The organism is Stieleria bergensis, from assembly GCA_007745635.1.
GTDB lineage: Bacteria > Planctomycetota > Planctomycetia > Pirellulales > Pirellulaceae > Stieleria > Stieleria bergensis.
On record CP036272.1, the window covers coordinates 47,972 to 60,514 of the forward strand.

At 54.5% G+C, this 12,543-nt stretch carries 10 protein-coding genes; 4 read left to right on the forward strand and 6 right to left on the reverse strand.

Translation table 11 applies throughout. The features are described from left to right. Window positions 1–135: 135 nt before the first annotated feature. Window positions 136–1,524: a DUF1501 domain-containing protein gene (locus tag SV7mr_RS00175; protein WP_145268126.1), complete on the reverse strand. Its 1,389-nt coding sequence runs from the start codon at window positions 1,522–1,524 to the stop codon at window positions 136–138. Between the two features lie 122 nt (window positions 1,525–1,646). Continuing rightward, on the reverse strand, window positions 1,647–4,370 hold the full coding sequence (locus tag SV7mr_RS00180) for a PSD1 and planctomycete cytochrome C domain-containing protein (protein WP_145268128.1): 2,724 nt from the start codon (window positions 4,368–4,370) through the stop codon (window positions 1,647–1,649). Between the two features lie 406 nt (window positions 4,371–4,776). Here SV7mr_RS00180 and SV7mr_RS00185 point away from each other — a divergent pair, with 406 nt between their 5' ends. Further along, window positions 4,777–5,127: an ArsR/SmtB family transcription factor gene (locus SV7mr_RS00185; protein WP_419187912.1), complete on the forward strand. Its 351-nt coding sequence runs from the start codon at window positions 4,777–4,779 to the stop codon at window positions 5,125–5,127. Between the two features lie 97 nt (window positions 5,128–5,224). Continuing rightward, the gene (locus SV7mr_RS00190; protein ID WP_145268130.1) at window positions 5,225–5,743 is read left to right on the forward strand and encodes a rhodanese-like domain-containing protein; all 519 of its coding nucleotides are present in this window, start codon (window positions 5,225–5,227) and stop codon (window positions 5,741–5,743) included. A gap of 15 nt (window positions 5,744–5,758) precedes the next feature. On the opposite strand, the gene SV7mr_RS00195 is transcribed toward SV7mr_RS00190, so the two are convergent. The 4 genes from SV7mr_RS00195 to SV7mr_RS00210 all read right to left on the reverse strand — a co-directional run bounded on the left by SV7mr_RS00195 (window position 5,759) and on the right by SV7mr_RS00210 (window position 10,681). Continuing rightward, the gene (locus SV7mr_RS00195) at window positions 5,759–6,568 is read right to left on the reverse strand and encodes a lysophospholipid acyltransferase family protein (protein ID WP_145268132.1); all 810 of its coding nucleotides are present in this window, start codon (window positions 6,566–6,568) and stop codon (window positions 5,759–5,761) included. A gap of 362 nt (window positions 6,569–6,930) precedes the next feature. Continuing rightward, window positions 6,931–9,363, reverse strand: coding sequence for a xanthine dehydrogenase family protein molybdopterin-binding subunit (locus SV7mr_RS00200; RefSeq protein WP_419187913.1), 2,433 nt, complete (start codon window positions 9,361–9,363; stop codon window positions 6,931–6,933). Beyond that, window positions 9,360–9,833, reverse strand: coding sequence for a (2Fe-2S)-binding protein (locus tag SV7mr_RS00205; RefSeq protein ID WP_145268134.1), 474 nt, complete (start codon window positions 9,831–9,833; stop codon window positions 9,360–9,362). Before SV7mr_RS00205 ends, SV7mr_RS00200 begins: the two co-directional genes overlap by 4 nt. A gap of 239 nt (window positions 9,834–10,072) precedes the next feature. Next, complete coding sequence (locus SV7mr_RS00210; protein WP_145268136.1) at window positions 10,073–10,681, reverse strand: nucleotidyltransferase family protein; 609 nt, start codon at window positions 10,679–10,681, stop codon at window positions 10,073–10,075. A 58-nt stretch (window positions 10,682–10,739) separates the two neighbouring features. Here SV7mr_RS00210 and xdhC point away from each other — a divergent pair, with 58 nt between their 5' ends. After that, entirely contained in the window at window positions 10,740–11,552 is an 813-nt protein-coding gene (gene xdhC, locus SV7mr_RS00215) for a xanthine dehydrogenase accessory protein XdhC (RefSeq protein WP_145268138.1), read from the forward strand. 188 nt (window positions 11,553–11,740) lie between these two features. Then, window positions 11,741–12,412: a thioredoxin domain-containing protein gene (locus tag SV7mr_RS00220; protein ID WP_145268140.1), complete on the forward strand. Its 672-nt coding sequence runs from the start codon at window positions 11,741–11,743 to the stop codon at window positions 12,410–12,412. Window positions 12,413–12,543: the final 131 nt, after the last annotated feature.

Consider the following 12,543-nt stretch of genomic DNA (forward strand, 5'->3'; position numbering starts at 1 on the left):
CAATCCAGTTTCTCAGCCACTAGACAGTTTTCTAACAAAATAGAATCCAACACGTCTGCACCCCATCGCGCATGCACTCACCGCCGCAACTTAGCCTCCGCAGATGACCGACACGCCTGATTGAGCAACGCAAAGTCATGCAATGATGTCCCGAACCACATTGCCGTACACATCTGTCAAACGAAAATCTCGGCCCGCGTAACGATAGGTTAATTGAGTGTGATCCAATCCCAATAAATGCAGCACGGTCGCGTGCCAGTCATGAACATGGCAGGGGTTTTCGACGGATTCGAACCCATGCTCATCGGTGCTACCGTAGCTGTATCCGCCTTTCACCCCGCCACCAGCCATCCAAAGTGTATAGCCTTTGTTGTTGTGATTTCTACCGTCCCCGTTTTGAGCAGAGGGCGTGCGACCGAATTCGCCTCCCCAAATCACCAAGGTGTCTTCTAGCATGCCTCGCTGCTTGAGATCCTGCAGCAATCCAGCAATCGGCCTATCACAGGCTGTGGCTCGGGCCTGATGGTCGTCTGTCAGCCGAGTATGCTGGTCCCAGTTGCCATGACTGATCTCAATAAACCGCACTCCTGCTTCAGCAAAACGTCGGGCCAGTAAACATTGCTTCCCAAAAGTCTCTGTCTCTCCACCAGTGGCACCGTACATTGCCAATGTCTTTTCATCTTCCTGAGAAAGATCCATCAGCTCAGGCATCGCATTCTGCATCCGGAACGCCAATTCGTAGGACTGAATCACTCCGTCAACGTTGCGAGATTCCTCCGCCGGCATTTGGCTGCGGTTGAGCTGTTGGATGAAGTTTAGCTGCCGACGCTGCTGCTGATCGGTCAACCGTGGGTTCTTGATGTCGGGCACGCTTGGAGTCTGCCCCGGTCCGAATCGTGCAAACTGGTTCGCACGTCCTCCGATTCGTCCGACTTTTGTCCCGCCGTAGATGGCTGGCAAGAAAGCGCTACTAAAGTTGCGCGAGCTTCCAGCAGGTGGGCTCAAAGAAACAAACCCAGGCAGTGAAGCGTTCTCCGTTCCTAAACCATACAAGGTCCAACTTCCTAAAGAGGGTCGCACAAACTGAGCCGTTCCCGTGTGCATCTGTGTCATCGCGGCAGGATGAACCGGCTGGTCGCAGTGCATGGAGCGTATCAAGCACATGTCGTCAGCATGCCTGGCAACTTCAGAGAATAAATCGGAAATCCATAAGCCACTCTCTCCACGCTGCCGAAACTGCCACGGTGACTTCAATAATGCGCCTCCGTACTTGCCTTGCTTGCCATGATCTCGCAACAGCTGTGGTTTATAGTCAAAGGTGTCAACGTGCGATGGGCCGCCCTGCATACATAGAAAGATCACACGCTTCGCTCGCGCGGCGAAATGTGGTTGTTTCGGGGACAGCGGGCTCTTGCTGGACTCAACCTCTGTCCCAATTGATTGCTGGCTTGCACTCATTCCAGCCATTGCCAGATAGCCGAACCCAGCTGAAGTGTGTTTCAGTAAGTCGCGTCGAGTCAACATGGTTTGATCATCCAACGAAAAGGTAATGGCTTGAAGTCGACGAAGTACGAGCGATGAAGCCGGTCGCAATGTCTCAATAGCAGCCCATCGCAGACTGCTTGGCAATGTCCAGATCGGGCAGCTTATCTCAGATAACGAAACTCGGCCGCGGCAAACAGCCCCTGGCAAAATGCACTCAAGGATTGCTTGGGCGTTAACTCTGACTGGCTGAGGAACCGCAGCGATGCCTTGCGTTCGGTCTCACTAGGCCGTCGCCCGTACGCTAAACGAAACGCCAAATCAACTCGCTGGCCGGTCGTCTCTGCTTCGTCTTGTAATCGATTCGCAAATGAATCACTCAGTCGAAGCGTCAGTGGATTGTTCATCATGAAGAGCGCTTGATTCGCTGTGTTGGAGGTCTCTCTCGAGCCTACGATCATGCTGGGATCTGCAAAGTCAAAGACTTCCAGCGAACGCGGTACCAGATCACGGACAACCGGAAGATAAACACTGCGATGGTTGTCGCTGGGACTGTCTAGCGAGGCATCTTGCGTTGCTTTGGCTACTAAGTCGCGGAACTGCTGCGAATTGGTTCCTCCGCGTAACTGATTGCCACGCATCCCGCGACCCGCATTCGCAGGCCCACGTGCAAATCCACCCGGGCGACGATTGGCTCCTGCTTGTGGACTTGCACCAGGACTGAAACCCTGCTGCCTGCCTTGTGCGACTGCGTTTTCAAAAGCTTTGCGGAGGTTCTCTCGCGGATCTCCAAGTTGCTCACTGCGAACACGCTGGTAACCTGACTCGGCTACTTTGGAACCAAGCGGACGTTTCATGTCGATTTGATTGGCAATCTTGAGCATAGTGTCGCGGATCGATTCGGCCGGGAGTCGTTTGACATTGCTGCGCCACAATAGCTGGTTGTTCGGATCCGCTTGATGGCTCGCTTGATCAAACGTCGATGCCATTCGGTAGGCGCGACTGCGTGCCATCATGCGAATCATTGACTTGACTGACCAACCAGAGTCGACAAATTGAACGGCCAGTGTATCCAGCAATTCGGGATGAGAGGGTGCCGCACCCGTCATGCCAAAGTCTTCCGTGCTACTGACAAGCCCTTGACCAAATACATGAGCCCAGATTCGATTGGTCATGACTCGTGCGGCAAGCGTGTTTTGGTCACTACCGATCCAGCGAGCCAACTCGAGCCGTCCGCTGGAGTCGTTCGGAATTGTGAAATCGTGATGCTTGAGCGCCAGCGGCAAGTCGCGTTGGATCCGGCCAGCGGGCTGATCGATCTCGCCACGAACCAGAAAGCTTGTGTCGCCAACCTGTTTTGCCTCTTGGACACCCATGCAAAAGCTTCTCGGATTGCCTTCCGCATCGACCACGGACAACTTTGCTGACAACGAGCCCAGTTCATTTTGTAATCTCAGCCGAATCTGTTGATTACTGACATTGGGGCGATTGGAATTGCTGGCACCACCGCGTCGTAAGTCGCTTAGTTGTTGCAAGGTCGACTGAATGTCATCGTGCAACGCTTCCAGCTCGGACTTGCTATACGATCGACCGATCGATTGCTCGTCAGAGACCGGCAGCAGGATCGAGCTTGAGTTGCGACGCTGTTGTGGTCCACCAAAGGTTCCATACTGGCTGGGCGGATTACCAAAGAAGGTTGCTGTGCTACGAAATATTCCAGCCAATGCGTAATAGTCTTGCTGCCGAATCGGATCAAACTTGTGGTCATGGCAACGTGCACAGGCAATCGATGTTCCCAAGAACACACGAGTGGTGGCATCAATCTGTTCGTCGGCAAGATCAGCGGCAAATTGTTGAGCGCTCTGCTCGTTGATGTTCTTCGTTCCCATTGCTAGGAACCCCGTGGCAATCAGGTTGTTTGACCACTGTGTGTCGTTGCCAACGGGCAGCAGGTCGCCAGCGATTTGTTCTTGAACGAATTGATCGAAGGGCTTGTCGTCGTTGAACGAGTCGATGACATAGTCACGGTAACGCCACGCATTCGGGTAGGTCATGTTGACTTCGCGACCCGTCGATTCCGCATAGCGAACCACGTCAAGCCAATGCCGTCCCCAATGTTCACCAAAGCGTGGTGACTTGAGCAATGAATCAATGACCCGATCCACAGCCGCTTGTGCATCAGCCTCATATGCGCTTGCAAACCAGTCCAATTGTTCCGGACTGGGAGGCAAGCCCGCCAAGTCAAAGCAAAGACGACGAAGCACGGATGCCGCATCCGCATCGGCCGCTGGGGAAAGGTCCTTCTCGTGCAACTTCGCTTCAATGAAACGATCAATTTCGGTGCTCGCCCAGTTGCTGCTCGGTTCGCGACTGCTTGGTGGGGGAGGTTGATGCGAATGTGGAGGTTGGTAGGCCCAGAACGTCTCTTTGGCCTCCCTGATCGAGCCCTCGTCAATCGTGCCGTTTGGCTGCTCAACAGGTTTGGTGATTCGCGGGTCAGGTGCTCCATCGAGAATCCAACGTCGGAAATCAGCAATCTGTTCATCGCTCAGCCGGCGCTTCGGTGGCATCACAAAATCGGTGTGGGTGATGGCACCGAAGAACAGGCTCGAGTCTAAGTCGCCCGGAACAATCGCCGCTCCACTATCACCGCCGACTAATGTGGCATGCCGAGTGTCCAACTTTAAACCGCCTTTGGCCTGCCCGGATTGACTGCTATGGCAACCATAACACTCTCGAATCAGAACCGGTCGAATCTTGGTCTCAAAGAACTTGGTCTGATCAGCAGTCAGCTCCACTGGCTCGCCGATTTCCAGTGCATGACAAGGCAGGCTGCCAAGCACTAGCAATAGTCCGATGACGCTGGAAATTCGTTGTGATGGTTTCATCGTCGTTCGCTCATCAAGAAAAGGGTGTTTCGCACCAATCGTTCTACCAACGGCTCGTATGAGCATGTGCCCTTATCGAGCCACTTCTTTCTGGTCCGATTGTGCGGACTGTCGCGGTTTCAGGGCCTGAGGTTGGTCCAGAAGCTAAGCGGTCCTCCCGCGACTGTCATCAGCCAATGTGCAGCACATCATCGCCCGACACTAGAAAAACCAAGCAACCGGGCCAATGTTTCGCCGCAATCGAAGCTTTGCCGCAAAACCAAGGACGAGCTGGCCAAAGAGCGGCGGACCTCGCGACTGTTTCTTTATTTTAAGATCGACATCTCGAGATGATCCGATATGTTGTGTTCTCGATCATCTTTCCAGTCGGGAATTCAGACCAAACTTCATCGATCGGTGCAGAATTGTGGCAGACAAGCGAACAAGCTCTCGTCGCACGCCAGCAAGTGGCGGCAGTGCGACAGGCCCTTCGGAAACCGTGACAGGATTCAATGAGGCAGCGGAGTGCCTGAAGATCTTGGCGCACCCGGTCCGATTGCGGATGGTGCAGCTGTTACTGGAAGGCCGTTACACGGTTGGCGAAATTGCCGAAGACTGCGGGATAGCTGACAATGTCGCCTCGGAGCACTTGCGTTTAATGCAACGCTGTGGATTCTTTGATTCCCAGCGAGAGGGTCGCCGAGTGTATTACCATGTTGCCGAACCCCATTTGAAGTCCCTGATGGCATGCATCGAAGCAAGATTCATGCCCGTGTAAGCGATCATTAGACCACCAAGATTGCGTTCACATGCCTGTCGGATGCGGTAGGCAGTCACACTGATTTAGCCAACGACAAATTGCTTTGGAGAAAACGATGCAAACAATTCACCCTCAAGCATTAGCTGAAAAGCAACGCTCTGAAACCATTGATTTAGTTGATGTGCGAACACCTGCCGAGTTCGGCGAAGTCCACGCGGTAGGCGCTGTCAATCAACCGCTCGATTCGATTGACCCGGCGAGTGTGCAGGCCGGTCGCAATGGTCGAGCGGAGGAGCCGCTGTATCTGATCTGCAAAAGCGGCAGCCGATCGGCGATGGCTGTCAAGAAGTTTGTTTCCCAAGGGATTGAAAACGTCGTCAGCGTTGAAGGCGGAACCAGTGCTTGGGATTCAGCAGGCCTGCCGGTGGTTCGAGGAAAGAAAGCGATCTCACTGGAACGCCAGGTTCGAATTGCGGCAGGGTCATTGGTTGTGATTGGCGCTGCGCTTGGTTTCTTTGTCGATCCACGCTGGATCGGGGTCAGTGCCTTTGTTGGTTGCGGATTAGTCTTTGCGGGTGTTACCGACACCTGCGGCATGGGCATGATGCTGGCCAAGATGCCATGGAACAAGTGAGCAACGCGGACGGCCTCAGTTTCCTTCCCATTGATTCATTCGCGATTGAATGAAGTCGATGACGGCGGCTTGTTGTTCATCTCCGCGACCGGTGATTGCCATCGGTTTGCCAAACTCGAAATGAATCGTTTTCTCCGGCGAGATTTTCCCAAAGTCCTTGAGCCGCCGACCGTTGCCCCACGCATTCGTCTTCAATGCCACCGGTACGACCGGCACGCCAGCTTTGGCAGCAAGTTTGATTCCGATGGAATTAAACTGTTCCGGGTCGAATTCCACGGCACGAGTCGTTTGTGGAAACACGATGACGGAGATCCCGTCTGCGAGCAGCTTTTTGCCTTCTTGAATCACGGTTTTGAAGTCCTCGCGCGGATTGGAGCGAGAAACAGCAATCGGATTTCTAGAGCGGAGAATGTGCTTGAAAATCGGGTAGTCCATCAAGCTCTTTTTGACCACAAACGTCACCTTCGTCAGCGGTTGAATCATTGCTGGCAACACCATGGTTTCGCACATGCTCATGTGATTGGCGACGAAGACGCAACTACTGGGTAAGTCAGTGAGGTGTACAGCACCAGAAATGTTGACCTTGATGCCCACGGATTCAAGCGAGTGCATCACCTCGTGGCTGGTTTCAGCCCATCGTTTTCCATCATAGGTCCCCCGCTTGGCCTCCCGGGCGCTGGACCAAACGATACAGAGGTATCGCAGGTAGAAGCTCAGGCTCGGAAAGAGCTTGGAGAGCAACCCGACGCGATGTTGGGGTGACTGATAGCTGCCATCGTGATCGGCAAACCAGCGATCCAGGGGGATCAATTTTTCTGTGGGCATGTTGTGAGCGGGAAAGAGAGATCGTCTGGAAAGAAGTGGGTCATCAAGCCTCAATGAACAGCGCGATGGCCTGTTTCTGTCATCGTCGGTGCCTCGCTCGTGACCGTCAAGCAGGGTTTGGGGCGAAGCCCCCGAAGGCTGAGCTTCAACGCGGGTGGTTCACAGCAGATGTCCCGCCACTACAACGCACTGCAACCGCGTTGGCGGGTCGTTTAACCAGCGGATTGCGCCGCGATGCCTCGGTGTTGCCGACAGCGGGCAAGATTCCTGCATCACCGATTGCCGGATCAACAAGGCTCCTGAACCCCCCGCTCCAGCAGAAGGGTTAACGTACGAAGCTGGATGACTCGCGGTCCGCTAAGCTAGCTCCAGGATAAGTCAAACTCTGACAGTGGCAAGTCACGCACGCGATGTCCCGTGGCAGCAAAGATCGCATTGCACAGTGCGGGGGCGTATGACGGTACCGGGGTTTCACCCACGCCCGCAGGAGCTTCATCACTTTCGACCACGTCCGCGATGATTTCACGTGGGCAATCTGACATGGTGACCATGCGATAGGAATCGAAGTTCGATTCGACGCTGCGTCCCTTTTTGAAGCTGATTTTGCCGTACCGAGCTTGGGTGGTTGCCATCACGGTGGCGCCTTCGATTTGTGCTTTGACGCGATCCGGGTTAACAATCAAGCCAGCATCCAGGCTCACCCAGACTTTATGGATGGTTAGCTTGCCTTCGCGACTGACTTCGACTTCAACCACGTGTCCTGTGTAGCCCAGGAAAGAGCGGCAACAGGCAATGCCCATGCCTCGCCCTTTGGGTAGCTCTCCGGCTCGTTTCCAGTCACTTAGGTCGGCCGCCCGTTTAACAACGTTTTTCAGTCGCCCGATATCGTAGGGATAGTTGTCATGCGAGGCGCCACGGTTGCCCAGTCCAGCGGCCTTCATGTCAATTTGACGATCTGCTCCCAGCGTTGTCAGCAGGTATTCGTATGGATCGATGCCAGCGTGATGCGCTAGCTCATCGATGAACGAACCGAGTGCGAAGTTTTGTTGGATGTGAGCGACGGAGCGCAACCAGCCAATCCGAGTGTGCGACTTGGCGTTGCAGCCCTCGATTTGCAAGTTGGGAATGTCATAGGGAATGTCAGTCAAACCCATCTCCATTTCCCAGGCCTGTGGTTGGTCAGCGCCAGCGACAAAGGTCGAGCCGATGGTGGGATAGGCAGCGCGAGCAAGCAATGCTTCCGGTGCGCCATTCTCATCAACGGCCGCTTGTAGGTGAAGATGAGAAATTGTATGGAAGTAATCGCTTTGCAGATCATCTTCCCGCGTGAAGGTCACATGCACCGGTCGCTGAGCTTGCAGCGATAGCAGCGCGGCTTCGACACAGTAGTCCGGCTTGCTTTTACGACCGAATGCGGACCCCAGCAGGGTGACATTAACAATCACCTCTTGCGGTGGAATGCTCAGCGCGGCGCTGACGGCTTGCTGAACTGCTTGTGGGTTCTGTGTTGCGGTATCAATCAAGCAATGAACGATCTGACCGTTCTCGGTTCGCACATCAGCCACAGCACAGGGTGGTTCCATGGGAGCGTGTGATAAGTGTGGCGAACGATAGTCCGCGTGGAGCACTCGATTGTTAGTGTCGGCGGCAGCTTTTTCAATCAATGCGGGCGCGTCACCCGCCTTGCGCATGACTTTGCCAGGCTGATGTGCTGCCTCGGCAAGCGTCTTGGCAAATGCATCGGTGTCGTAGTCAGCGTTTTCTCCCAGGTCCCATTCGATGTCTAACGAGTCGCGACCTGCAATGGCCGCCCAGGTGCTCTTGGCAAGCACCGCCACGCCGCCAAGTGGCTGGAACAGTGGTGCACCTTTGAACGCAGGGATCTGCAGCACTTGTTCGACGCCGGGAGTGCTCAAAGCGTCCTTGTCGTCGACAGACTTTACAACGCCCCCGACAACTGGGGGCCGCGCGACGACGGCGTACAGTTGATTGGGCATTCTGGCGTCGATACCGTAGATTGCTTTTCCAGTCAAAATCGCATCTTGATCGATGATCGGCGCGTCTTTGCCGATGTATTGCCACTGCGACTTGGGCTTGAACTTCAGCGAGTCCGCCTTTGGGATTGGCAGTGTTTTCGCGATCTCAACAAGCTCGCCGTAACCAATCTTTTTTCCACTCTTCTGGTCGATGATGTGGTTCTCTTTGGCGATGCATTGATCGACTGCGACGCCCCATTTCTTGGCAGCCGCTTGTTGCAGCATGGTGCGAGTGGTGGCACCAGCAACGCGCATGCGATCGAAGAAAAAACGAATGCTATTTGAGCCATCGGTGTTTTGATCGCCTAAGCGTTTATCGCCAATCGCTTGCACCACATTCACATCATCCCAATTCGCTTCGAGTTCGTCAGCAACGATCCGCGGCAAGGTGGTGCGGATGCCCGTGCCCATCTCGCTGCGGTGAGTCAGAATCGACACGGTTCCATCGGGAGCGATGGAGACGAACAAGTCAGGATTGAACGAGTTTTCGGTGGCGACGGAGGAGTCTTGAACTTGTGCTGCGTCACCGTTTTGGGAGTTCATCACCAAGACAAAGGAACCGGCAGCAGCGCTGGCAGCCAGGAACGTTCGCCGACTGGTGGTCGCAGGGGATTGGGACACCGCCAGCGCGGCATTCGCTTGGCGTCCCGGCCCAGATTGCATGACAGCAGCGGCATAGTCATTCAGTTGGCGCTGGGCCTGCTGAAGGCTGTGTTGCATTGGGCTGGCGTCGTTGACGTTTGTTTTCGAAGTGCTCATTGTGCTGCCTCCTGTTGGCCCATCTTTTGAGCGGCCGATTTGACGGCTGCACGAATCCTCGGGTACGTGCCACATCGGCAGATGTTCCACATTTCGCCTTCGATGTCTTCGTCGGTTGGATGATGATTGTTCTTCAGCAGTGCGGCGGCCATCATCATCTGGCCCACTTGACAATAACCGCACTGGGCGACGCCAAGCTCTTTCCAAGCTTGTTGGACGGGGTGAGAGCCGTCTTCGGAAAGGCCTTCGATGGTCGTGACTTCGCTGTCTCCAACTTCGCCGACCGTTGTCTGGCAGGACTGGACAGCATCCCCATCAATGTGAACGGTGCAGGCACCACATTCATTGACGCCGCAGCCATATTTCGTTCCTGTTAAACCCAGTTCATCACGCAATGCCCACAGCAGGGGCGTGTCTTCGGGGACGTCTTTCAAGTCGCGAACGACGCCGTTTACTTTGATCGATGTCATTGAATGCCTTTCATGCCGTAAAGTGCTGACCAGACGAGGTGCCAGTTGGTGGAGCAGGGTAACGCCAATGCTTGCCCAAACGAAGAGGCTGCCTGAATTATCTGCATGATTGATTTTAGCAGAAGGCTTGGTCGAATTGGCTTTTGCGATGTTTGTTGATGGTGATTAATTTGCCGAGTCCGACGGCTTGTATGGGCTCGCAGCCTGGCTGCTTCACGACTGTCTCGCTTTGTCAGTCGTCAGTGCTGGTCACGTAGGGCCCGGTATTCTTGCGGAGTGTCGATATCCGGGCAAGCTTGCTCGCCGGGGAGGTCGACAAACACTTTTTCCACAGAGTCAACCAAGTGATTCAAGCCGCGGTCCGGTGGAATCTTTATGATTTGATACATTACGCTGATGGGAAACAGGACTGGGTGGCTGGATTTTCCCGCAAACCGGGGAACAACGACGTGTGCAGGGTCGGTTGCAGCGGCTGCCACGGCGTCAATCACTTGTGTTTGTAAGGTCGGTAGATCGCTGGGCGCCACAAAACAGCGATCGGTTGGCTGCGGATTTTGACTATCAATCAAAGAGTGCAGTCCACAAAGCACTGAGGCTTTCATGTCGATGGGGGCAGTTTCCGGCTGAACCAAGTCCACTGGATGGCGTTTGATTGTCGCAGCTAATTCATGATCATCCTTGCGACAGACGATCACGACCTTGTTCACGCAACTGGCTTGCCAAGCGTCAAGAACGTGATCAATCACCGTTTGCCGTTGCCAGGGCAGCAACAGCTTGTGAGTTCCCATGCGCTGACTTCTTCCAGCCGCCGGCAAGATCGCATAATATCGTTCTGTGGTAGAAGTCACGTTGGTGTTCAGGTTCCGTACCAAAAGCGGTTGAAGAAATTTTCAAGGAGATTGGCCAATGGCGTTAGATATCGTGCGGCATCATCAAGCGCTTTCCCGGCTGATGGAATCTCAAACTCCTGTGGTGATTGTAACGCTGCTGGCAGTGCGAGGAAGTGCGCCTCAGGACGTGGGCGCCAAAGCGATCGTGACCGCCGTTGGTCTGGCGCACGGAACCGTGGGGGGGGGGAAAATCGAAAATGCAGCCATTGAACATGCGCTGCAAATGCTGAACTCCGGTGACCGCCCAACAAATGACATGGTCACTTGGAACCTGCAGACAGACATCGGCATGACCTGCGGGGGCGAGGTCAAGCTGTTCTTCGAGGTATTCGGACGGATTGACTGGCATTTGGCCGTGTTCGGAGCAGGGCATGTTGCCCAGGCACTGATTCCAATGTTGATGCAGCTACAGTGCCATGTGACTTGGATTGATCCACGCATCGAATGGTTGCAGCGTGTACCAGATCACCCTCGCCTGACGAAACGCTGTGTGGAACATCCAGAGCAGTTGGTCGCAGAGCAATCCCCAGGGAGTTTCTTTGTCTTGATCAATCGCGGTCATGCCACTGATTTTCCAGTGCTTTGCGAACTGTTGAAATCTCGACAGGCGCCTTACATCGGCGTGATTGGCAGTCTTCAGAAACGCAAAGTCTTGGAACGCGAATTGGGGCAAGCCGGTGTGGACAAAGATCGGATCGCTGCATTCACTTGCCCGATCGGGTTGTCCATCGGCAATAACTCGCCTGCTGAGATTGCCATCAGCATTGTGGCCCAGTTACTGCAGCAAAGAGACTCTGTGGGTGCCCAGTCGGAGACGCCGGCACGTTAGCGGAACTGGTCTGTCCAGCTGACGTTGCTGCACACCAGGCTAAAGGTTAAGACGCACGGGTTGACCGGCATGGCCGGGTTTCTTTTCACCACTGGGTCTTGGCGGGTTAACCGCCCCTGCCGACGGCCTTGGTGGATGCTATATCTTGCTAGACCGGTGTGCCCGTAATCGATCAAGCAGAGTGGCAGATGGAAAGTTTACAGAACAACAGCCGATGGCGTTTCGCACTGACTGGCAAACAAGTCATGCAGTCCTCGTTGGTTGTCTTTTGGGCGACATTTCTATCGGTGATCAGCGTCGCCTTGATGTTGACGCACTGGGTTCCACTGCCAGCACCGAGCCCCAACCAGCCGGTTTCAGCAATCGTTCCCGAAGCCGGCTTGCAATCGGCAAGTTTGGGGTTTGGCTGGAGTCATGACGCTGAATCCGATACCCCTTCATGGCGGGCTTATCACTTTATCTATAGTCAGTGTCCCTGTTCCTTAAGGGTTATGCGTCACTTGGCAAACCGACTGTCCCTTGATGATATCGCGGAAACCATTGTGTACGTAGGCAGCGAACCACCGCGCGAAGAAACGCTCCTGACCGAAAACGGCTACTCAATCGACGTCGTTTCAGCTCAGGAATTGTTTTCGCAGTACGGCGTTCAAAGCTCGCCTTTGATGATGATTGTGGATCCGCAGGGCATGATTCGCTACAGCGGTGGCTACACATCACGAAAGCAAGGTTATGCAATTCAAGAGCCTGCGATCATCGAACAGGTGATCAGCGGTCAGGCGGTTGATTCACTGCCCGTGTACGGCTGTGCTGTTTCGAAGTCTTTGAAGGACTTGGTGGATCCACTGGGGCTCAAGCCGTGAGGACTGACGGTCCTGGCCAGAATGATTGTGGGATGGCCCAGAGTGATTGTTGGATGGCCCAGAGAGGCCAGGTGGTAGAAGAGAGGGGCATTGCAGGATGCCTCGATTATCAGTGAGCGATGTAACGAACG

Coding starts and splice junctions, on each gene's coding strand:
- SV7mr_RS00175 (WP_145268126.1), bottom strand. CDS start 1,524: ATGTTGACTCGACGCGACTTACTGAAACACACTTCAGCTGGGTTCGGC.
- SV7mr_RS00180 (WP_145268128.1), bottom strand. CDS start 4,370: ATGAAACCATCACAACGAATTTCCAGCGTCATCGGACTATTGCTAGTG.
- SV7mr_RS00190 (WP_145268130.1), top strand. CDS start 5,225: ATGCAAACAATTCACCCTCAAGCATTAGCTGAAAAGCAACGCTCTGAA.
- SV7mr_RS00195 (WP_145268132.1), bottom strand. CDS start 6,568: ATGCCCACAGAAAAATTGATCCCCCTGGATCGCTGGTTTGCCGATCAC.
- SV7mr_RS00200 (WP_419187913.1), bottom strand. CDS start 9,363: ATGAGCACTTCGAAAACAAACGTCAACGACGCCAGCCCAATGCAACAC.
- SV7mr_RS00205 (WP_145268134.1), bottom strand. CDS start 9,833: ATGACATCGATCAAAGTAAACGGCGTCGTTCGCGACTTGAAAGACGTC.
- xdhC (WP_145268138.1), top strand. CDS start 10,740: ATGGCGTTAGATATCGTGCGGCATCATCAAGCGCTTTCCCGGCTGATG.
- SV7mr_RS00220 (WP_145268140.1), top strand. CDS start 11,741: ATGGAAAGTTTACAGAACAACAGCCGATGGCGTTTCGCACTGACTGGC.